This is a genomic window from Pontibacter anaerobius (assembly GCF_026241195.1).
GTDB lineage: Bacteria > Bacteroidota > Bacteroidia > Cytophagales > Hymenobacteraceae > Pontibacter > Pontibacter anaerobius.
The window spans coordinates 276,249-299,048 of sequence record NZ_JAPFQO010000002.1 but is presented as its reverse complement, the minus strand read 5'-3'; the positions used below and the strand labels follow the sequence as shown (position 1 = coordinate 299,048).

Here is a 22,800-nt window from a genome sequence, read left to right as displayed (position 1 = left end):
GGCTTAAAACTGCTCCAGCACCTCCTCTACCCTGTTCTCAATTGCGTTTGCACCATCGTTAAAATCAACGGCACCTTCTGCCCAGCCTCGCCAAAGCAGCATTTTGGACCTGGGGTGTATGAGGTCGATGATCAGGGTACCTTCTTTAAAGAGGTCTACACTTCGATAACCGGGCATGTCTGAGTGACCGTAGTCGTAGCGGTAGCCGCTCATGTAGCCATAGCTATAGCCAAAGCCCTCCGAAAAGTTTTCAGACTTGTCTTTCTCCAGCGGCACCGATACGCTCACATCGTAAGCTACCAGCACATCCGGGTTACTCTCAGCTTTAGTATACCCTTTCTTCTCCAGTTGCTGCTCTATAGCCTGCACCAGGTTACGGTGCAGGGCAGGTTTATACCCTTTCAGGTATTCCGGCTCGGCAGGTGGCTCAGGTTGGTACCAAGCATAAGTTTTAACAGTGCGTAAGCTGCTGGCATAGGGTGCTTTTATAGACTTTGCCCCCATAGAGGCAGATGTTGTAACGCAAGAAGAAAGGTAGAGCAGCCCCAGAAAGAGGCAAGGAATTGTGGATAGAGAGAAAAAACGTTTCATAGTTTTATAGTATAAAGTAGTACAAGTATGCAGGCTAAGGCTACCTGTAAGCATTGTTGCCTAAATGGACAAATATAGTAAAAAGTATACTTCCACCCCGCCGGCAGATCATACACTTCCACATCAAGCTGCCATCATCAACTGCTTAAGTAGTTCCATACTTTTATAGCATTAAATTGTTCGCCCTACAGATAATTTCAAAAGTATAGGTAAACACCTTTAACACAGCATTCCGAAATAATCACTACGGCAGGAATTAAGTATAGGAACAACCAAGTATAAACATTATTCGTGTATGTCAGAAATACAACGATATTATTAAACACGACATACTATGAACGATGTATCTACTTATGTTCCGAGTCCACCCCCGAGGTGGGTGGAGAACTTTGCCAAATTCGGGCTTACCGCAAAAGGAGTAGTTTACTGTCTGGTGGGAGTTATCGCCTTTATGGCAGCTTTTGAGATCGGCGGTAAATCTACCAGTAGTGCAGGCAAGGCTAATATATTGAAGACCATACAAGACCTGCCCGCTGGTAATGTGCTGTTAGGCATTGTTGCCTTAGGTTTGCTTTGCTATGCAATATGGCGCTTTATTCAAGCTGTAAAAGACACGGAAGATAAAGGATCCGGGGCCAAGGGTGTAGGCAAGCGTCTGCGTTACGTATTTAGCGGGCTGGTTTATGCTGCATTGGCTTTCCTGGCTGGGCGCATGGTGCTAAGCGGCAGTAGCGGAAGTGGAAACGACTCGCGGGAAACCCTGGCAGCCAAGCTGCTGGAGCAGCCTTTTGGCCAGTGGCTGGTAGGTATTGTGGCAGTCGGGATTATCATCACTGGTATTTACCAGATTTACTACGGCTACTCTGAAAAGTATAAAAAGAAAGTACAAAGCGGAGGGCTGAAGCATGAGGTTGAGCACCAGATGATACGCGCCGGGAAAGTTGGGTACATGGCCCGCGGTATCGTTTGGATGGTAATCGGATACCTCTTCCTGCAGGCAGCGCTAAGTTCAAGTGCACAGCAAGCGGGCGGCAGCAGTGATGCCTTTCAGTTCCTGGAGAGCTCTTCGTACGGTTCCTACATACTTGGAGCGGTAGCGCTGGGGTTAGTTTGCTACGGTGTGTTTATGTTTATGCGCGCTAAGTATCAACCCATTAACACCTAAACCTTAAAGCTGAGAAGCGTTACAGCCTCCTCATTTAGGTAATCCTATATGAGGAGGCTCTTTTGTTATACTTTATACCTTGTTCTTCAATTGCTGCACCCGACTCTCCACTTAAAAAGAGAATGGCTCACTCAAAAGTATGAGACAAAATGAATACTTAAAGTTAGAGATTCCCATTTTAAGAAGTAGCCACCCATAGTTGTAAAAGACTGTAAATTTCAATTACTTAGCCCCTTATTTAGCGAATATAAAGAGAAGCATCGGAGTATATTATTTTTAACTAAAACTTCCATGTTATCTTCATAAAAGGCGGCTTCCTGCTACGGAATTTAGAGATGAAGAATATCCCATTCAAAATATTTATTCTGGACGATGATGTGTGGTACAGCGAACTATTGGAGTATCATTTGTCGCTAAATCCAGACTATGAGCTCAAGAAATTCCACTCCGCCAAGGATTGCCTCGACAACATGTACGAGCGGCCTAATGTTGTTACATTGGATTATTCCCTCCCGGACAAAAATGGCGCAGAAGTTCTTCGCAAAATAAAAGAGCAGAGTCCCGACACGCAGGTAGTCGTCATTTCTGGTCAGAAAGATGTGGCAACGGCTGTAGACCTGCTTAAGAAAGGTGCTTACGACTATATTGTGAAGGATGAAGATACGCCTGAGCGCGTCTGGAACTCCATAAATAAGATTCGTGAGAATGTATCGCTGCGCGAGGAAATAGCCCAGCTGCGTGAAGAGATCGGGCAGAAGTATGACTTCAGTAACTTTATCATCGGCAACAGCGATGCCATGAAGCGCGTGTTCACCATGATGGCTAAAGCAGCCAAAACAAACATCACCGTTTCTATAACCGGCGAAACCGGAACTGGCAAAGAGCTGGTAGCCAAGGCCATACATTACAACAGCACTAAAAAGAAGATGCCTTACGTGGCTGTAAACGTTGCCGCTATACCCCGTGAGTTAATCGAAAGTGAACTTTTCGGACATGAGAAGGGTGCCTTTACAGGCGCTGTGTCACGCAGGCTGGGTAAGTTCGAGGAAGCGAACAAAGGCACCATTTTCCTGGACGAGATTGGCGAACTGGACGTAAGCCTGCAGGCCAAGTTGCTGCGTGTGCTGCAGGAAAAAGAAATTACGCGCGTGGGTGGCAACAGCGTTGTGCCTGTTGATGCCCGCATTATTGTGGCTACCCATAAAGACCTGGCCGATGAGGTAAAAAAAGGAAACTTTCGGGAAGACTTGTATTACCGCCTGCTGGGTTTACCCCTGCACCTCCCGCCCCTGCGCGACCGTGGCGCCGACATTCTGGTACTGGCCAAGCATTTTATGGATGCTTTTGCAAAAGAGAACGGGATTGGCAAAAAAACACTTTCTGCGGAGGCACAGGAGAAACTCCTCTCCCACTCTTATCCTGGTAACGTGCGCGAACTAAAGGCTGTGGTGGAACTGGCAGTTGTGATGGCTGACGAGCACGTAATAGAGGATCCGGACATAAACCTGACCGCAAGCAACAAAGCGAAAGACTTTCTGGCAATAGAGCGCCCGCTACGCGAGTACACCACTGAGATCATTCAGCACTTCCTTGACAAGTATGACAGCAACGTACTGTTAGTGGCAGACAAGCTGGATATTGGCAAATCAACCATATACCGGATGATTCAGAATAAAGAACTGGTGACCCGCTAGGCTCCAACGCTCGTAAAAGTATATCCCCCGCAGCTTTGTGTTTCAAGTAAAAAGTGATACTTTATAGCTGGGGTTTAGCAGTGCTGAGGCAGGTATAAAAACTCAATAAGCAAACTTTCCGAACGTAGAGCCCGAAACTTGCCCGTTAAAGGTAAGCTCCTGAAAATAAGCTATCCGTATGGAAAAGATTCATTTTATATGATCAGCAAAAATGAACTGCTTCAGCAGTTAGAGGAGGAACGAAGTGCCCGTAAAGCTGCTGAGGAGCTGGCTCAAGCACGTTTTCTGGAGTTGCAGAAGCTCCAGGAGCAGCTAAAACACCAGAGTAACAATCGAGACAAGGTAGCAGAACCAGCTCCGGAAAACAAGTGGATAAAGCTACAGGCCGAAGTGCAGCATGAGTACCCCAATCCTGTACTTCGGCTAGGCTATGATGGTGAAATACGCTTTGCCAATGCAGCTGCTGAAGCCTTAGTGTATGGCATCACCCAACCTCGGTTAGAAGGATTAAAGCGCCTGCTGCTGATGCATATCAGGCATATAGAAAAGATACAAGGCCACAAACCCGCCTCTTTTGATACGTGCATTGCCAGCCGCCATTACCATGTGCTTTTCTACCCTGCGCCCCATAAAGCATACTTCAACATCTACATGACTGATTTTACGGAGCAACGCAATGCTGAATCTGCTCTACGCGAAAGCCAGAAGTTGTTACGTAACATCGCACTCACCATTCCAAACATCGTTTATATTTATGAGATTGAGGAAGATACCTGCATCTACATAAATGATCAGATACAGCACCTGCTCGGTTACAACAAGCGTGACCTGGAAAAGATGGAGGGGCAGATTTTCTCTCAAATTGTGGTGCCGGAGCAAAGGTCCAAAGTCCAAGAGCACACGCAGCGCATGAAGGGCGCGCAAGACGGCGAAGTGGTAGACATTGAGTATCTCGTGCAGACAAAAGAGGGAAGTATAAAAAACCTTTTCTGCCGCGAAAGTGTGTTCAAACGCAAAGACAACGGACAAGTACAACTCATAATCGGATCGGCGGAGGATGTAACGCAGGTACGCCAGCAGAGTTATGAGCTGCTACGGCAAAAAGAGTTCTACGAGGCTATCCTTAACCATATACCTTCTGATGTGGCCGTTTACAACAGTAACCTGCAGTACCTGTATGTAAACCCTGCCGCTGTAGGAGACAACGACGTGCGCAGCTGGATTGTGGGCAAAACGAACGAGGATTACAGCATCCTGCGCAACGTGCCGCCAAACCGCATGAAAAGCCGCACCTTGAACCTGCACCGCGTGCTGGAAGCTAAAGCACGTGTAGAGTTTGAGGAGAGGCTGGTGGACAGGAACGGGAACGAATCATACCACATCCGCAGGCTAAACCCCGTGCTAAACCAGCAAGGAGAGGTAGAGTTGATTATTGGCCACGGCCTGAACATAACAGAACTCCGCCTTGCCCAGGAGGAGATTATAGCCAGCGAGGCGAAGAACCGCGCTATACTTACCGCCATCCCCGACCTGATGTTCATCATCGATAAGCAGGGGGATTACCTCGACATGAAAAACGGGGCGCAGATACACCTGCTGGTACCAAAGGAGAATGTCGTCGGGAATAATATTTACAACCTGCTGCCCTCCGACCTAGCCACGACGTTCATGAAGCTGATTGCCAAGGTAATCACGACAGGGCAATACGAGTCGATAGATTATTCCCTGGAGCTTCCGGAGGGCTTGCGACACTACGAAGGCCGTATTCTAAAGTATAGCGAGGACGAGGTACTGACAATCATCCGGGATATGACGGAGGAAAAGCAGGCTGCCCTGCAGGTAAAAGAAAAGAACGAGTTTATCAGGCAGGTACTGGATGCCAGCTCCAGCCTGATTTATGTGAAAGATGCCGAGGGAAAACTTGTACTCGCGAACCAGGAGTTTGCAAAGCTTTTCGGTAAAACGCTGCATGATGTGTTAGGCAACCGTAGCCTGGATGTTCATCATAATAAAGACGAAGCTGAGTTCTACCTTGACATTGACAGACAGGTAATTCAGGATCTCCGCGAAATACGGGTGCAGGAACGCCACACCAGCATTCATGGCGAAACGTTGTGGTTTAACACGGTAAAAAAACCGCTTATCACCAGCGATGGGAAAGTGAACGTGCTGGGCATCTCCACCAATATAACAGAGCAGCGCGTAGCCAATAAGCGCCTGAAAGACAGCGAGGAACTGCACCGATTGCTGTCGGAGAACTCTAAAGACATGGTGAGCCTGCACAACCTGGATGGCAGTTACGTGTATGTATCCAAAGCAGTGGAGGAAATATTAGGCTACACGCAGGAGGAACTGGTTCAGCTGAAGCCGGAAGTAATCATACACCCGGATGACATTAACAAGATAAAGGAGCAGGTATACCGTGAGGCGCTGCAGCAAAAGCACAACACAACCCTGCAACACAGGCTTATCCGAAAAGATGACCGGGAAATATGGGTAGAGACAAACATACGCCCTATCCTGAATGAGCAAGGCGAACCTGTAAAGTTTCAATCAGCTGCCCGCAACATCTCTCAGCGCCGTAAATCGGAAGAGGCCCTGAAGAACAGCGAAAAAAGGTACCGCGACCTGATCAACTACAGCCCGGCGTTTATCTGCACCCACGACCTGAATGGCGTCATACAATCAGTAAACCCATACTTGCTGAATATGCTGGGGTATACGGCTGACGAGATGATTGGCCACAGCTTGCTTGATTTCTTCCCCAAAGAAAGTGAGGAGAACTTTGCCGCTTACCTGAGGCAGTTCGGTAGCATGAACCTGGTGGATGGTATCCTGACCATTCTAAATAAAGAAAAAGACGTTCGCTACCTATACTACAAGAATTATAAGGTGGAGGAGCCAAACCTGGCCCCTTACATCATTGCCATCGCTCAGGATATTACGGACCGCCTGCGAACCGAACAGGAACTTACCAGAGCCAAAGAGGCTGCCGAAGAGTCTGCGCGCGTGAAGGAGAACTTTATGGCCAACATGAGCCACGAAATCCGCACCCCGATGAACGGCATCCTTGGCATGGCCAGCCTGATGCGTAAAACGGAGCTCGACGAGGCGCAGCAGAATTACCTGAACATCATCCGCCAGTCAGCCGAAAACCTGCTGGTGATCATAAACGACATACTGGACATAGCCAAAATTGAGGCTGGGAAACTGGAGCTGGAGGAGATCCCATTCAACCTGAAAGAAACGATACAACTGGCCTTCCAGACCTTTATTTACAAAGCCGAGGAGAAAGAGATAGGCTATGTGCTTCAGCCGCTGCAACTGGAGCACCCCATGGTGATCGGTGATCCGTACAGGCTGAACCAGGTACTGCTCAACCTGCTGAGTAATGCCATTAAGTTTACCGAAGAAGGAAACGTTACCCTCAGCTGCCAGGTACTGGATGAAGAGGAAGATAAGCTGACAATAGGGGTTTCGGTTGCTGACACAGGTATAGGCATTCCGCCCTCTAAAGTAGATTATATTTTTGAGGGCTTTAGCCAGGCTTACTCTAGCACCACCCGCAAGTATGGCGGCACGGGTCTTGGCCTCAGCATATCCAAAACACTGATTGAGATGCAACACGGCCGTATTTGGGTGGAGAGCAAAGAGAAAAACGGTAGTACGTTCAAGTTTATACTTAGCTACCAAAAGTCAGAAGAAGAGATACCTGTGATGCAGGAGGAGGAAATTGACTACGGTAGCTTAGGCCCTTTACAGGTGCTGCTGGCCGAGGATAATGAGATTAACATCTTTCTGGCGCAGTCTATTTTAGAGGGATGGGGTATGAAGGTGCATGTTGCCCGTAACGGACGCGAAGCAGTAGAACTGGTGGCCCGGCACAAGTATGATGTGGTGTTGATGGACATACAGATGCCTGAATTGAGCGGAATAGATGCCACTGCAGAAATCCGTAGCTTACCAGACAAGGCTAATGCAGAAGTACCCATTATCGCCCTCACGGCGAATGCGCTGAAAGGTGACGCCGAAAAATACTTAGCGGCCGGAATGAATGACTATATCTCCAAGCCCTTTGAAGAAGACAAGCTGTTTATGAAGCTAGCCGCCCTGGTGCCACATAAAAAGAAGCTGTCAGAAAGCCAGGCTGTAGCGGAGCACACTACTGCGCAACCGGTTGCTGAACCACTGTTTGACCTTACCCTACTGCATAAAATATCGCGAGGCAATGAGGCGTTTATCACCCGAACAAAGCAGCTTTTCATACAGTCGGTACCCGCTACCGTAGCAGAAATGCAACAGAAACTACACGAAGCAGAATGGGCAGGCGTGAGCGCTGCGGCTCATAAGTTGAAATCAACCATAGATACGATGCGCATAGAAAAACTGAGGGACGTAGTGCGAAATATAGAAAGCAATGCTAAGAGCGAGGAAAACCTTCAGGACATTAAAGCTGATGTGGAAGTTCTCGCTACGGTTATGGAGCAGGTGGTAAAGCAGCTGCAAACCGACCTGGTGTAGTTTATAAATAGTAACAGACAGAGCCGTTGTTTCTGCATAAGGAGCAACGGCTTTGTCTATTATACCCCACCCAAAGTATAAATTACCATACAAAACCAACTAATCCCAGCCTTCATAAAACGTAACCTCTGCCCTGGATTTCGTATCTTAGTTCAGGAACAGCAGAAATAAACCAAGCCATGCAGCACCCTCACCTAACAGACCTCCCCGACCTCGTACAACTGCGCCGCACCCTGCACCGGCATCCGGAGCTCTCTGGCGCTGAAACAGCAACAGCGGAACGTATTGCAATGCAGCTACAAAAGTATAACCCTACCGCTATCCTTACCCAAGTGGGTGGAACCGGAGTTGTGGCGGTGTTTGAAGGAGAAAATGTTGCGGCAGGCCCCACTATACTTTTCAGGTCTGAGTTGGATGCTTTGCCGATACAGGAGGAGAATCCCAACCTGCCGCACTTATCCGCTGCTCCCGGGGTAGCACATCTCTGTGGCCACGATGGGCACATGACCATTTTGACAGGGTTGGCAAGCCTGCTGCAAAAGTATGAGCTTTCCAAAGGGAGAGTCGTGTTACTGTTTCAGCCAGCTGAGGAAACGGGGGCTGGCGCCTGGGATATGCTGCAGGAAGAACGCCTGCTCGACCTGCAGCCCGATTATGTTTTTGCACTGCATAACCTGCCAGGCAAGCCTCTGCACCAGGTGGTGGTGCGGGAGAACGTCTTCGCGGCTGCGTCTACGGGTATGATTGTGGAGCTACAGGGATACCCCTCTCATGCGGCAGAACCGGAAAACGGCCTGAACCCCGGGGAAGCGATGGCAGAGATCATACTTGCCTTTAACCAGGTCATCCGGCAAAAGGAGCAGTTTGAAGACCTTTCATTGCTAACTGTTATACACGCGCGCCTTGGCGATGTGGCCTTTGGTACGAACCCGGGCTACGGAACCGTAATGGCTACCCTCCGCTCCTACCAAACCGCTGACCTGCAGAAACTGAAAAATTTGGCAGAGCAACAGGTACAGCAAATAGCAAAAAAGTATGGGCAAAAGTATAAGATCCGTTTTGTGGAGGAGTTCCCGGCCACGGTAAACCATAAGATGGCGGTAGATTTGGTGCGCAAAGCGTCGGAAAACCTGCACCTGAAAGTAAAAGAGGCTGAACAACCGTTCAGGTGGTCTGAAGATTTCGGGCATTTTACGGCAAAGTATACAGGGGCTTTCTTTGGGCTTGGGGCAGGAGTCTCTCAACCGCAACTACACCACGCAAACTACGACTTCCCGGATGAGATCATTTCCACTGGCGCAACTTTATTTTATGAAATCGTACAGCAAATACTGCATCCATAAACCATTATGCTTCACAGCTCATACATCGAAATAAGTAAATCAGCACTTCAGAACAATATAGACTTTATCCGGCAGGAGATCGGGACTTCGGTAAAGCTATCTTCTGTGGTAAAAGGCAATGCCTATGGCCATGGCATTGAGCAGTTTGGGAAGCTGGCGCAGGAGTGCGGTATTGACCATTTTTCTGTTTTTAGTGCCGACGAGGCTGACCGCCTGCTTCAAACGCTTGAGAAGCCGGCTACCATCATGATCATGGGTTATGTAGATAACCCTGAACTAGAGTGGGCGATACAGCATGAGATAGAGTTTTTTATTTTCGAACTAGATAGGCTGCTCGAGGCGTCAGCCATAGCCAAAAAGTTAGGGAAACGCGCCAAAGTGCACCTGGAGCTTGAAACCGGCATGAACCGCACCGGCTTTGACAAAACTGCGCTGGAACATGCGGAAGCAGTTCTGGAAGGTTGCCGCGAATACGTGGAGCTGCAGGGAGTATGCACACATTATGCCGGTGCTGAGAGCCTGCAGAACCACGAGCGGGTGTTGCGCCAGCTGCATGCGTACGAGCAACAGCTGCAGCAACTAAAGGAAGCCGGCCATACCCCGATACAACGCCATACCGCTTGCTCTGCGGCAATGGTCTCCTATCCCCAAACCCGCATGGACATGGTCCGCGTCGGGATTATGCAGTACGGTTTCTGGCCCAGCCCCGAAACCTATACCCATTACATCAGCCAGCATAACGAGAAAAAAGACCCGCTCCGCCGCCTCATCAACTGGAAAAGTCATATCATGAGTCTCAAAAGCGTGCCGCGGGGCGAGTACATTGGCTACGGAACCACCTTCCAGGCTCCGCGCGACATGGTGCTGGCTGTGGTGCCGGTAGGCTATGCCTGGGGCTACAGCCGCTCCCTTAGCAATCAGGGCCAGGTGCTGATAAAAGGGACACGCGCAGGTGTTGTAGGCACCGTAAACATGAACGTGATGATGGTGGATGTGACCAACATTCTAGACGTACAGAAAAACGATGAGGTGGTTCTGCTAGGCATGCAGGGCGATGAAAGTATAACCGTAGCCTCTTTCGGTGAGTTAAGCACGCAGCTGAACTATGAGCTCCTGACACGGCTCCCCTTAAACATACCACGCTATATTATAGATTGATAACAGCAACAATGTAAAGTTATTGCTTGGCCATTCCTTTTAAACCCATACTGGAAAAGAAACCGCTGGTCAGGCACTCTTTCCAATAATTAAAAACCGATTTTTGGGAATCACGGGTCACAGTAATGTTTCCGGTGCGTGGCTCCTCGCCCACTTCCGGGTTGCTGCTTTCAATGGCTACTTTATTAGCAAGGAAGGAAAGTACTTCTTTTCCCAATCCCTGATCGCCACCGCTCCCTTTGGTCAGCAGCTCTATATGCAGGTTATTGTACAGCAAGAGCATGGAACCGTTAGCCCGGTTTCTGGAAAGCTCCGCCTTAAAAGTACCCCTGCTTATGTGCCCGCTTTGTACCTGAACAAACGCAGCCGGCATAAGTATGGGGTTTAAAACCTGAAGGTTAGTCTCTCCTATCCTGCCCTCTAACGTGTGATAGCCGTTTTCTTGAAGCAGTGGCAACCTGATCGTCAGCTCCAGCTTTGCCCTATCCATTACCATCGTACTTGCCTGAACCAGAGCAGGATTATCCATACTTATCTGTTCTGGAATATTAGACAGGTTCGTGATGCTGACGTTGAGTTTATGAAAGCTGATATGGCCGCGTTCAACTGCCTTCGGCACAAGTTCGGCGTAGCGGATGTACCCGTCTATAAGCTCCAGGAAATCGATCAAGAAAGACGTTTTTATACTTTGCACCATGTCGTGCGGCAGCTCTTTCGTGCCTTTATCCTCAAAATGCTGCTTGTCTTTGAAAGCCACAAGTGATGGCTTTTGCAGTGCCAAATGCTTTACCCTGATGCTGTTGTCCCGGGAATGCGCCCTAAAATCCACCCCTTTAAACGATGCCTGCCTTACCTCCACTTCCTGATACGTAACAGCCTTGCCTTTAGCACGCGCAAGCGCTGCTGGCTCAACAGTTGGTTTAAGCTGAACACTATTCACAAGTATAGTTTCTGACTCGGTATCGATGAGAATAGAGTCAGCGGTGGCTTTGTAAAGGTTGTCGGAAAGCAGATAAAATGCCTCAGAGACCATCAGTTTATACTTCTGCGCATAATATGCCCTGTCCTTTGCCTGGAAAGAGGCACTATCCAGCTGATAATCAGTAACGACTAAATCAAATTTACGCAAGGCGAACAGCGTATCAGAACTGGATCCTTTACGGTAGTTAAGACCTGCCTCCCGTACATCGATCCTACCAATTTTAAGACCTTTTATAAAGCCTTTAACCGTCTCGTGCAGCGGCTTATGTTCTTCTGTGGTATCAGGCCGCATCACGGTCATGAGCAGTTTTGGCTGCTGTACCTTCAGTTCGTCCAGTTGCACATCCTGGCTGAATAGGGCTTTGGCGTAGTTAAAGTTTCTAAGGTTTATGGCGCTTGCTTGCAGGTTAAGCAAGGTGCGCGGCACCTTTTGCCCCTGCTCGCTAAGTGCCTGCCATTTCTTAAAATCCGGCGTAAGCGCTAAACTGTCTACCGAAAGGCTGCCAATAAAGGGGGATGTCTCTAGTCCGTATACCTGTAATTTGTACACGCCCTTAGACTGGTCTGCCACCATTCGCTCTATTTTATGCTCCAGCCATGCGGTAAAAAAGAATAGCCCTATAAAGAGTAATTGTGCCACGCCAACCACCCAGGCCACCACTTTCAGCCACTTTTTTACTTTATTAGAATTCTGGTTTTTATCGTTTTGCATGTATAAGCAGGGTTTAGCCTACCATACGAGAAAATTAAGGCACAGCTGTATTGCTGATCCCAAATATTTAATTTTTGGGTAAATTCGGGAAGACCTTCAGAAATGAATCAAAGTGTAATCAAAGAAGTATACCTAGCATACAGCCCTGAGCTCCACATGCATACAAAACCGGAACCCTATGAATACTCCCAAATGGATTGATAGTATCCTCTATCCTTTTGCCCATCATACCTTAGAGGTAACCGGTGGCCGCATGCATTATGTGGATGAAGGCGAGGGAAACCCCATCGTGTTTGTACACGGCACGCCAACTTGGTCATTTGTATGGCGGCAGCAGATAAAATCGCTGAGCCGGAACTACCGCTGCATCGCCGCGGACCACATCGGGTTCGGGCTTTCTGAGAAGCCAACTGATTTTGCATACACCCCAGAAGCACACGCAGATAACCTGGAGCAGCTGATAGAGTACTTGCAGTTGAAGAGCATCACGCTTGTGATGCATGATTTCGGCGGTCCCATTGGGTTGCGGTACGCACTGCGGCATCCAGAGAAAACAAAAAACCTTATCACCCTGAACACCTGGATGTGGAGCCTGGAGGAGGAAAAGAAAATAACGAAGATAAGCAGGTTTATGGCGGGAGGCTTGGGCAAGTTTTTATACTTGCAGATGGGTTTCTCTACAAAGGTTCTATTGCCACTAGGCTACCACGAAAGAAAACACCTCACGAAAGATATCAAACAACATTACCTAAAGCCCCTCTCCACTCCTACCAACCGTCGGGGCACCTGGGCTTTTGCCAAAGCGCTGCACCAGTCCAACCCATACTTTGCGTCGCTGTGGCAGCAGCGCGAAAAAATGAAAAGCATCAACAAGCTTATACTTTGGGGCGAGAAGGACAAACTGTTACCACTGCATTTTCTGAAGCGTTGGCAACAGGAGTTTCCGGAGGCAAAAGTGATAAAGTATAAAGCCGGGCATTTTGTGCAGGAAGAACGTGGCGGCGAAGTGGCAGACGCTATCCAAGAATTTATGGAAGTTCGCTAAAGCAAAAGCAGAAAAAAGTATACTTTACACTTACTTATACTTAACATAATCTTCATACTAGTTACTTTTGCTGATGCCGCTCCTGAAGCATCTCCACCACATCCTTTAACTCCAGCCCAGAAGCAGCCAGCAGCACCAGCAGGTGGTAGAGCAGATCTGCCGCTTCGCCTTTCATGGTATCAAGCTTTCCGGCTACAGCATCAATTACTGTCTCTACGGCTTCCTCTCCTACTTTCTGGGCAATTTTATTCACGCCTTTATCAAACAAAAAGTTAGTGTAAGAGCCTTCCACAGGAGAGACTTTTCTCTGCTGAATAACCTCCTCCAGTTGCGCAATAAACTGGATGGCTTTTATTCTTTTAGCTGCTTCCTCTTCTCCAAAGCAGCTGGTGCTCCCGGTGTGGCAGGTAGGGCCATTAGGATTAACTTTTATCAGCAACGAATCAACGTCACAATCCTGAGCTATACTTACTACCTGCAGGGTATTCCCAGAGGTTTCACCCTTAGTCCAAAGCCGGTTTTTGGAGCGGGAAAAAAAAGTTACCAGCCCCTCCTGCCGTGTTTTATCCAACGCCTCCTGGTTCATGTAGCCCAGCATTAGCACCTGGCCGGTTGTATTATCCTGTATCACGGCAGGCACCAGGCCGCCGGCTTTATCGAAATCTAAGTACATTTTATTAGTTCTGAGTTCTGAGTCACGAGTTTAGAGTTTTCACTAACTCTTGTTTGCGCAAGAATCCTTCTCGTGCTCACTGTGTGTCCGAGTCTCCTGACTCGCTTAAATTTATACTGTGAGTGAGTCTGGAGACTCACCCGCTCCCTACCTCACCGGAATGATTCCGGCGCCAGGCTAATTTTCAAAATCAAACACGCACTGCAATTCCCTGCTCTTTCAGGTACTGCTTTAGCTCCGGCACGCCAAGCTCCCGGAAGTGGAACAGGCTGGCGGCAAGGGCTGCGTCGGCATTGGCTTGTAAAAATGCCTCGGCAAAATGAGCCATACTTCCGGCACCGCCAGATGCAATAACAGGCACAGAAACGGCACGTGCAACTTCACCAGTAATATCCAAAGCAAAGCCTGCTTTCGTACCGTCATTATTCATACTTGTTAGTAGAATCTCACCGGCTCCAAGATCCACTACCTGCTTTGCCCAATCTACTGTGCTAAGCTCTGTTTCTACGGTTCCGGCACGGGTGTATACTTTCCAGCCGGTGTCTTCTTTATACTTTGTGTCGATAGCAACAGTAACGCACTGGCTGCCAAAGTGCCTGGCTAGTTCTTCTACCAGCTGCGGGTTTTTGATGGCAGATGAGTTGATGGACACTTTATCGGCACCGTTCTGCAGCAGCACTTCCACATCGGCCACAGAACCGATGCCACCACCCACGGTAAACGGAATATCAATGTGGCGGGCAATGTCGCGCACCAAATGGGCAAATGTTTTGCGGTCTTCGTTGGTAGCGGTAATGTCAAGAAACACCAGCTCATCGGCTCCTTGCTCAGCATACCATTTGGCCAGTTCTACCGGATCGCCGGCATCACGAATGTTCTCGAACTGTATGCCTTTTACAGTGCGTCCGTCTTTTATGTCAAGGCAAGGAATAATGCGTTTGGTTAGCATATAAATCGCTCTAAGTCTTTTAACTGAATGGTGCCTTCGTAAATCGCTTTGCCGATGATGGCACCCTTTACACCTATTTCCTGTAGCTGCTCCAGGTCATCTATAGTAGTAACCCCTCCACTGGCAATGATTCCGGCTTCCGGCAAAGTCAGCTTCAGGTGGCGGTAGGTGTTCAGAGATGGGCCCTGCAGTTTTCCGTCTTTGCTTACATCGGTGCAGATAAATAATCTTGCCCCTGTTTTTACATACCCCGAGATAAAGTCCTGAAGCGGATACTTGCTTTCTTCGGTCCAGGCAGAGATGGCGATGTTCGTTCCTTTAAAGTCAGCACCAATGATGATTTTATCTGCGCCATACTTCAGTAACCACCCTTTTACTGTATCCGGTTCACGCACGGCTATACTTCCGGCGGTTATCTGCGCTGCACCTGCATCAAAAGCTTGCTTAACAGCTTCCTCAGACTGCAAGCCGCCGCCAAAGTCAATTGTTAAACTGGTGTTGGCAGCTATACTTTCCAGCACCGCCAGATTTACTGGCTTTTTAGCTCTGGCCCCATCCAAATCCACCAAATGCAGGCGCTTTACACCATGACTTTCAAAACGCTTGGCTACTTCCAAAGGATTGCTGTCGTAGGTGGTTTGCTGGGCAAAGTCTCCTTCGGTAAGGCGTACGCACTGGCCGCCGATTATGTCTATTGCAGGGATGATTTCCATCATAGGGCTAAAAAGTTTTTAAGTATTTGTGAACCGGCTGCCCCGCTTTTTTCGGGGTGAAACTGCGCGGCGTAAAAATTTTTATACTGCAGAGCTGCCGAAAACGGCTCCGGGTACGAAGTCTGGGCGATAGTATACTCGCTTACCGGCACATAGTAGCTGTGCACATAGTAGACATATTCCTGCTCATTTATACTTTGGAACAAAGGCGTGCGAAGGTTTTCGATCTGATTCCATCCCATATGAGGCACTTTCAGCTCGGTTTCGAAATGCTTTACCGGCAGCGGAATAATGTTGAGCAGATCGGTGTCCCCTTCCTCGGAGTGCTGGCACAGCAGCTGCATGCCCAGGCACACGCCAAAAAAGGGCTGCTCCAGCGTTGGCAACAGTTTATCGAGATTACGCGCCTTTAGCTGCGCCATGGCTGAGGCCGCCTGCCCCACGCCCGGGAAGATCACTTTATCCGCTGCCTTAATTGTCTCGGCATCCGAACTAAGCGTAGCCTGTACACCCAGCCGTTCAAGCGCAAACTGCACCGACTGAACGTTGCCGGCTTTATAATCAACTATAACTAAGTTCATCTTTACTATTTATGAATTAGAAATTTAAATTATGGATGAGGTAAACCCCCGCACATAATTTTAGTTCATGTTTTGCATTGCTAATCAAATTGCTGCTTTCAAACCTCCTGTTCCGAAACAACAATGGCATTATTTAAAGTAAGCCCACATGCTTTAAAATACTATTAAGCTGAGGTACGGACAATAAAAAAAGCCTGACTCGTTTCGGAGTCAGGCTTTTGAAAATGTATAGCTATTAAACTACTGGCAATTCCATAGGCAGACGGCTCCGAAACTATTGCTTCGTGCATGATGATGATGCTTATGAGCCATTGTGCCTTTCATTATTGCAAAGATAGCGCATCTGAAGTATAAATCAACTATAAACTATCAGAAACTCTCCCGTAGATCATAAGCCTGACGCATGCGCCGGATCATTCGCTCTGACTCCCAGAAATTCACCGTTTGCTGCGCATCCGAGAAGGCTTTCTCCGGCGTTTGGTGCGTTTCATAAATTACACCATCAGCTCCGGCCATAACAGCTGCCAACGACATACTTTCCACGTAATCGCGCAGGCCGATACCGTGAGACGGGTCCACAATCACCGGCAGGTGTGTTTTCTCCTTAAGCACTGGCACCGCGTTAAGATCCAGCACATTACGGTATGCACCCTCATAGGAACGAATGCCGCGCTCGCACAGCATGATCTTTTCGTTGCCGTGGGAAAAAATGTATTCAGCAGCCTGCAGCAATTCTTCCAGTGTTCCCGAAATTCCGCGTTTCAGCAATACCGGCTTCTGCGCTTCACCCAGCGAGTCGAGCAGGTTAAAGTTCTGGCTATTGCGCGCTCCCACCTGAAATACATCTACATAGTCTATCATCTCCTCGATCTGAGACACCTGCATCACCTCGGTAATAATTTTGATGTCGTTCTCCCTACAGATACGATGAAACATTTTCAATCCATCCATACCCATACCTCGAAAGGCATAAGGTGAGCTTCGTGGCTTGAACACTCCGCCGCGCATGATACGCACATTGTTCTCCTTCAGATGTGCTACCACACTCTCTATCTGTGCTTCGCTTTCGATAGAACAAGGACCAGCCATGATGCTAAAGTTTCCTTCGCCCACCGTTACACCATCACCAAGATCGATGCGTGTAGGTTCTACTTTCCACTTGCGGGAGATCAGTTTATACTCCTCCGACACCCGGTGTATATCGGCCACACCCGGCAATTGCCCGATGTGACGAATGTCGAACTCTTTTTTACCGATAGCAACCAGGTAATGCGCCTCTTGGGTTATTACTTCATTTGCCTTGTAGCCAATCTCTGAAACCTGTTTCAGGATGTTCTCCTTCAGCTCTGCCGGTATGCCTTGTTGCAGTTGTATGATCATGTTAGTTTTTAATGCTTTGGATAAATGATGAGATATTTTCCTGCAGGCTTCCCTCCTGCTGCAGCGCCTTTACAAAGGCACTGCCGATAATGGCCCCACTGGCATGGTTACAGGCCGCGGCAAAGGTTTCCTTATCGTGGATGCCGAAGCCGATAACCCCCGGATTCTGTAACTGCATACCCGCCACACGCTGAAAATATACCTGGCTCTGCTCTGCTAAACCTGCTGTTTTACCTGTTGTTGAGGCCGAGGACACCATATAAATAAAGCCGTTGGAATGGCTGTCAATCTCGCGGATACGGGCTTCCGGCGTTTGTGGCGTTATTAGGAATACTTTGCTCAGATTATACTTCTCGAACAGCTCCTTATAATCCTCCACGTACTCTCGCAACGGCAGGTCCGGAAGTATGATGCCGTCTATGCCTACTTCAGCACATTTCTGGCAAAATCGCTCCACACCATACTGCATTACCGGGTTCAGATAGCCCATCAGCACAAGCGGAATCTGCGTTTTCTGCCTTATATCTTTCAATTGCTCAAACAGTTTAGAGATGGTCATGCCGTTTTTAAGGGCAACGGTACTGCTTGCCTGAATGGTTGGTCCATCGGCAAGCGGATCAGAGAAAGGCATGCCTACTTCGATCAGATCTACGCCATTTTTTTCCAATTCAAGTATAACGGTTTCGGTATCATTCAGGCTCGGGAAGCCGGCTGTAAAGTATACCGACAGCAGCCCTTTCTGCTTTTGTGCAAACAGGCTCTTGATTCTATTGTTCATCGAAGTGGAAATGCTTTAAGTAAGTAGATAGGTCTTTGTCGCCGCGGCCGGACAGGTTGATTATTACGGTCTCGTCCGGTTTTGCCTGCAGCCGCTCCAGAACTGCCAGTGCATGTGCGGTTTCAAGGGCCGGAATGATACCCTCCAGCCTCGTTAATTCCAGTACCGCCTGAAGCGCCTCATCATCGGTGGCGCTCATAAAGCGGGCACGTTTGCTCTCAAACAAATGTGCGTGCAGCGGCCCAACACCCGGGTAATCCAGGCCAGCTGATATGGAGTATGGCTCTGTTACCTGCCCGTCTACTGTCTGCATAAGCAAGGTGCGGCTGCCATGAATAATGCCATCTCTGCCAAGTATAGATGTTGCCGCCGACTCACCGGAATCGATGCCCTTACCGGCTGCCTCAACGGCTATCAACTGTACTTCCAACTCATCAAGGAAATGGTAAAATGCTCCTGCTGCATTGCTTCCTCCGCCTACACAAGCTACCACATAAGTAGGCAACTCTGTACCTTCCTTCTCTAGCAATTGCACACGCATCTCCTCCGAGATTACCGCCTGGAAACGAGCCACCATGTCCGGGTACGGGTGCGGACCAACCACTGATCCGATGATATAATAAGTATCTTCCGGGTTGTTAATCCAGTCACGGATAGCCTCGTTGGTGGCATCTTTTAAAGTTTTACTTCCGCTGGTAGCCGGCACCACCCGTGCGCCCAGCATCTTCATACGGGCCACGTTTGGGGCCTGACGTTCAATATCCACCTCACCCATGTACACAATGCATTCCAGCCCCATCAGCGCGCACACTGTAGCTGTAGCCACACCATGCTGCCCTGCGCCAGTTTCGGCGATAATGCGTGTTTTGCCCAGCCGCTTTGCCAGCAAAACCTGCCCTATGGTGTTGTTTATTTTATGTGCACCAGTATGGTTCAGATCCTCACGCTTGAGGTATACTTTGGTATTATACTTCTCTGAAAGACGCGGTGCAAAGTATAAAGGCGTAGGCCTGCCTACATAATCTTTTAGCAGATGCTGTAGCTCCTCCTGGAAATCCGGCTCCTGTATAATGCGCAGGTAATTCTGGCGCAACTCTTCCACATTCGGGTATAGCATTTCCGGAACGTAGGCCCCACCGAACTTACCGTAAAATCCTTTTTCGTTAACGTGATAGCTCATTTTTTATCTTTCACATATGTTACCCATCCCTGCCCCTCCCAAGAGGGGATTTTTCCACTATAACTGATTTCCCTCCTTGGAGGGGCTAGGGGTGAGATTAGTCTTTATTTATCTCTGATCAACTCAAACAGCATCTTCAGCGCTGCCACATTCTTATTTCCCGGCTCTTGCTCAAAGCCGCTGTTAACGTCGATGGCAAAAGGCACTGGTCTCACTTTGTCAAGCTGTTTAATATTCTCCAAATTGATGCCTCCACTTAAAAAGTATGGCTTTGGAGAAAGATAGCCTTTCAGCAGCTCCCAGTCGAATGGAAATCCGTTACCGCCATACTCCTGCCCCCGTGTATCAAAGAGAAAGAAATCTGCAACATTTTCATACAGCAGCGTATTCTCGAACACAAACCTGTCATCTACTGAGAAAACCTTTATCACTTCTACGCCCAGTCGCTTTATCTCGGCACATTGCCTTGGTGTTTCACGTCCATGTAGCTGTACCGCATCTAGTCTATACTTCTCAACTGTCGCAGCTATACTATCGGAAACAGCATTTACAAAAACACCCGTCTTTTTTATAATAGCTGGCAATTCAGTCAAAAGCTCCGGTGTAATGTAGCCTTCGGCATAGCGCTTAGAGCCTTCGTAGAAGATAAAACCCATATAATCCGGCTGCAATTCTGCTACCTGACGGATGTTCTCCGGGTCTCGCATGCCACATACTTTAAGTTTCATAGCTTCCAAAGTAAATTAAACTAACTGTCCCTCTTTCTTTTCCAGCAGTTGCTTGTACTCTTTAATAAAGTTCGCAGCTGCATGTTCAGGTCTGCTGTTGTACATAAAGCTTTCTCCTATCAGGAAGCCATTATAACCAGCTTCGCGGAGGTTAAGCAGCGTTTGCGGGTTGCTGATGCCGCTCTCTGAGATTTTAGTTATGCCAGCCGGAATATGCTGTACCATCTCAAAAGATATGTTTACATCAGTAACAAAGTCTTTCAGGTTACGGTTATTCACGCCTACCACATTAATATCATCAGAAAGTGCAGCATCCAGCTCTTCTTTATCACGCACCTCCAGCAGCACTTCCAAATTAAAAGAGCGTGCGAATGTTGCCAGTTCTTTTAGGCGGGCAGGCTCAAGTGCGGCAGCGATCAGAAGTATGGCATCGGCACCTATGGATTTGGCCTCCACGATCTGGTACTCGTCTACTGTAAAATCTTTTCGTAAAATCGGGCAGTAGTTATACTTCCTTGCAGTTGTCAGATCCTCATTCCTGCCTCCAAAGTATGGCCCATCAGTTAAAATAGACAAGGCCGAAGCACCAGCCTGCATGTAGCCGATCGAGGTCCGCTCTACTGACACATAAGGGTTGATATCTCCGCGCGATGGAGATTTACGTTTGATCTCGGCAATAATACCGCTTTTGTCAGGGCGCAGCAGGTATCGCTCCAGTGAAATGCAGGGTGACTCGAAGTATAAACTCTTCTCCAGAAGTTTAACCGGGTACAACTCTTTACGTTCAGCTACTTCTTTATATTTAGTGGCGATAATTTGGTCTAGTATGTTCATGTTTTATGTGCTAATTTGATAATGTGCTATAGAGTTTGTGTAATTCTGATTCCCCCTCCTGTTTTTAGGAGGGGGCTAGGGGGAGGCTCATCAGTTTCTGATCGTTTATTAGCTTGTTAAATAAAGTATAAGCCTTACCTGACTCCAGCGTTTCTTTAGCTATACTTACTGCTTCTTTCAGTTCCAGCTCCGGACGGGCACACTGCAGCGCCATAGCAGCATTTGCTGAAACTACGGCTGTTTGTGCCTCAGTACCCTCTCCTTTTAGCACTGTTGTAAAAATCTCAGCAGCTGAGGCTATAGTTCCACCACCCTTGATCTGCTCCTGCTGTAGTTGCGGCAGCCCAAGCGCCTGTGCATCCAGCAGCGCCTCCTGGTTATCTGAAATCACTTTAAAAGGACTAGTCAGGGAAATTTCGTCGTAGCCGTCCAAAGTATGAAGTATAGTATAGCGGGTATCGGTTTGCTGGTAAAGGTAGCCGTACATGCGGGCCAGTTCCAGGCTAAATACGCCCACCAGCTGTCGCTTCGGGAAAGCCGGGTTCACCATCGGCCCAAGCATATTGAAGAAAGTTTTAACGCCCAGTTCTTTCCGGATCGGGCCAACGCTTTTCATGGCCGGGTGGAACAGCGGCGCGTGCAGAAAGCAGATATTATACTTCTCTATGCTGCGTTCCAGGGCATCTGTTTCAGTCGTGAATTTGATACCCAAAGCCTCCAGTACGTTAGAAGAACCGCAGGACGATGACACGCCATAATTACCATGCTTTGCTACTGCCACGCCGTTAGCCGCTACCACAAAAGATGACAGCGTAGAGATGTTAAAAGTATCTTTGCCATCACCGCCCGTACCGCAAAGGTCTATCGGGTTGTAAGCATCAAGGTCTATACGGTGGCAAAGGGTCAATAGAGCATCCCGGAAACCTTCCAGTTCCTCCACAGTAATGCTGCGCATCATAAACACCGTCAGGAAGCTGGATATCTGGCTCTGGTTATACTTACCGGCCGCAATGTTCACCAGCACCTCACGCGCCTGTTCCTTCGTCAGCGTTTTATGTTCGAATAAGTGGTTTAGTATTTCTTTCATGGTTATTTCTCTACAATTGCCCTGCTCCCCTTAGCGAGCATATTTTGGGGAATTATTGTCATCCCCCTGCCCCTCCCGAATCAAGTCCGGGATCTTCGACTTCAAAGGGGGACATTAAAGTTTTAGCTTTCGAGCCAATTCCGGATCATCTCCTTTCCGTGCTCTGTCAATACCGACTCCGGGTGAAACTGCACCCCGCGTACTTTGTGCTCCTTATGGCGCATAGCCATGATATTGCCATGTTCATCAACAGCTGTTGGTAGCAGGCATTCAGGTAGTACCTGCTCCACCAGCCAGGAGTGGTAGCGGCCGGTATCAAATCGTTCTGGCAGGTTCTTGAACAGTGGTTCCTCTTCACACACAACCTGCACTGGCGTTGCAACACCATGCCATACTTCGTTGCTGTTAAACAGTTTACCGCCGTATACTTCACCTATCGCCTGATGTCCCAGGCAAACACCGAACATATCTTTTGTAGAGCCATAGGTGCGGATGATGTTTTTTAGCAGCCCCGCCTCATCCGGAATTCCCGGACCGGGAGAAAGCAGGATCTTGTCAAATTGCCCTACCTCTTGCAGCGTAGTTTTGTCGTTGCGGCGGACCGTTACCGTGGCACCCAGTTCCTGCAGCAGGTGTACCAGGTTATAGGCAAATGAGTCGTAGTTATCGATTACCAGAACATTCATA

19 protein-coding genes are annotated in these 22,800 nt (G+C 48.4%); 6 read left to right on the top strand and 13 right to left on the bottom strand.

The annotated features are described in order from the left end of the window. Positions 1-3: 3 nt before the first annotated feature. Positions 4-591 (bottom strand): DUF4136 domain-containing protein, encoded by a 588-nt coding sequence (locus OO017_RS04630; RefSeq protein WP_266051280.1) that lies wholly within the window; start codon positions 589-591, stop codon positions 4-6. 334 nt (positions 592-925) lie between these two features. On the opposite strand from OO017_RS04630, the gene OO017_RS04625 reads away from it, so the two are divergent. The 5 genes from OO017_RS04625 (at position 926) to alr (ending at position 10,472) form a co-directional block, all read left to right on the top strand. Continuing rightward, positions 926-1,756 carry a DUF1206 domain-containing protein gene (locus OO017_RS04625; RefSeq protein WP_266051279.1) on the top strand — a complete coding sequence of 277 codons (831 nt, stop codon included), beginning with the start codon at positions 926-928 and terminating at the stop codon, positions 1,754-1,756. Between the two features lie 335 nt (positions 1,757-2,091). Further along, positions 2,092-3,450 (top strand): sigma-54-dependent transcriptional regulator, encoded by a 1,359-nt coding sequence (locus tag OO017_RS04620; protein WP_266051278.1) that lies wholly within the window; start codon positions 2,092-2,094, stop codon positions 3,448-3,450. A 198-nt stretch (positions 3,451-3,648) separates the two neighbouring features. Further along, a complete protein-coding gene (locus OO017_RS04615; RefSeq protein ID WP_266051277.1) occupies positions 3,649-7,971 on the top strand; it encodes a PAS domain-containing hybrid sensor histidine kinase/response regulator in 4,323 nt (1,440 codons plus the stop codon). A gap of 179 nt (positions 7,972-8,150) precedes the next feature. Beyond that, positions 8,151-9,314: an amidohydrolase gene (locus OO017_RS04610; protein ID WP_266051276.1), complete on the top strand. Its 1,164-nt coding sequence runs from the start codon at positions 8,151-8,153 to the stop codon at positions 9,312-9,314. 6 nt (positions 9,315-9,320) lie between these two features. After that, complete coding sequence (gene alr / locus OO017_RS04605) at positions 9,321-10,472, top strand: alanine racemase (RefSeq protein WP_266051275.1); 1,152 nt, start codon at positions 9,321-9,323, stop codon at positions 10,470-10,472. Between the two features lie 19 nt (positions 10,473-10,491). Here alr and OO017_RS04600 read toward each other — a convergent pair whose 3' ends face one another. Then, entirely contained in the window at positions 10,492-12,165 is a 1,674-nt protein-coding gene (locus OO017_RS04600; protein ID WP_266051274.1) for a DUF748 domain-containing protein, read from the bottom strand. Between the two features lie 178 nt (positions 12,166-12,343). Between OO017_RS04600 and OO017_RS04595 the strand changes: the two genes are divergently transcribed. Next, entirely contained in the window at positions 12,344-13,210 is an 867-nt protein-coding gene (locus OO017_RS04595) for an alpha/beta fold hydrolase (protein WP_266051272.1), read from the top strand. Between the two features lie 61 nt (positions 13,211-13,271). Here OO017_RS04595 and hisIE read toward each other — a convergent pair whose 3' ends face one another. The 11 genes from hisIE to OO017_RS04540 all read right to left on the bottom strand — a co-directional run bounded on the left by hisIE (position 13,272) and on the right by OO017_RS04540 (position 22,799). Next, a complete protein-coding gene (hisIE, locus tag OO017_RS04590; RefSeq protein WP_266051271.1) occupies positions 13,272-13,883 on the bottom strand; it encodes a bifunctional phosphoribosyl-AMP cyclohydrolase/phosphoribosyl-ATP diphosphatase HisIE in 612 nt (203 codons plus the stop codon). Between the two features lie 190 nt (positions 13,884-14,073). Next, positions 14,074-14,832, bottom strand: coding sequence for an imidazole glycerol phosphate synthase subunit HisF (hisF, locus tag OO017_RS04585; protein WP_266051270.1), 759 nt, complete (start codon positions 14,830-14,832; stop codon positions 14,074-14,076). Next, positions 14,826-15,548: a 1-(5-phosphoribosyl)-5-[(5-phosphoribosylamino)methylideneamino]imidazole-4-carboxamide isomerase gene (gene hisA / locus OO017_RS04580; RefSeq protein ID WP_266051269.1), complete on the bottom strand. Its 723-nt coding sequence runs from the start codon at positions 15,546-15,548 to the stop codon at positions 14,826-14,828. Before hisA ends, hisF begins: the two co-directional genes overlap by 7 nt. Further along, complete coding sequence (gene hisH / locus OO017_RS04575) at positions 15,545-16,126, bottom strand: imidazole glycerol phosphate synthase subunit HisH (RefSeq protein ID WP_266051268.1); 582 nt, start codon at positions 16,124-16,126, stop codon at positions 15,545-15,547. Before hisH ends, hisA begins: the two co-directional genes overlap by 4 nt. Positions 16,127-16,495: 369 nt before the next feature. Further along, on the bottom strand, positions 16,496-17,506 hold the full coding sequence (locus OO017_RS04570) for a bifunctional 3-deoxy-7-phosphoheptulonate synthase/chorismate mutase (RefSeq protein WP_266051267.1): 1,011 nt from the start codon (positions 17,504-17,506) through the stop codon (positions 16,496-16,498). 1 nt (position 17,507) lies between these two features. After that, positions 17,508-18,284: a tryptophan synthase subunit alpha gene (trpA, locus tag OO017_RS04565; protein ID WP_266051266.1), complete on the bottom strand. Its 777-nt coding sequence runs from the start codon at positions 18,282-18,284 to the stop codon at positions 17,508-17,510. After that, positions 18,274-19,464: a tryptophan synthase subunit beta gene (gene trpB / locus OO017_RS04560; RefSeq protein WP_266051265.1), complete on the bottom strand. Its 1,191-nt coding sequence runs from the start codon at positions 19,462-19,464 to the stop codon at positions 18,274-18,276. The genes trpA and trpB overlap by 11 nt, the downstream gene beginning before the upstream one ends. A 104-nt stretch (positions 19,465-19,568) precedes the next feature. Then, a complete protein-coding gene (locus OO017_RS04555; RefSeq protein ID WP_266051264.1) occupies positions 19,569-20,192 on the bottom strand; it encodes a phosphoribosylanthranilate isomerase in 624 nt (207 codons plus the stop codon). A gap of 15 nt (positions 20,193-20,207) precedes the next feature. After that, positions 20,208-21,026 carry an indole-3-glycerol phosphate synthase TrpC gene (gene trpC / locus OO017_RS04550; protein ID WP_266051263.1) on the bottom strand — a complete coding sequence of 273 codons (819 nt, stop codon included), beginning with the start codon at positions 21,024-21,026 and terminating at the stop codon, positions 20,208-20,210. A gap of 64 nt (positions 21,027-21,090) precedes the next feature. Next, the gene (gene trpD / locus OO017_RS04545) at positions 21,091-22,113 is read right to left on the bottom strand and encodes an anthranilate phosphoribosyltransferase (RefSeq protein WP_266051262.1); all 1,023 of its coding nucleotides are present in this window, start codon (positions 22,111-22,113) and stop codon (positions 21,091-21,093) included. A gap of 122 nt (positions 22,114-22,235) precedes the next feature. Continuing rightward, a complete protein-coding gene (locus tag OO017_RS04540; RefSeq protein WP_266051261.1) occupies positions 22,236-22,799 on the bottom strand; it encodes an anthranilate synthase component II in 564 nt (187 codons plus the stop codon). Position 22,800: the final 1 nt, after the last annotated feature.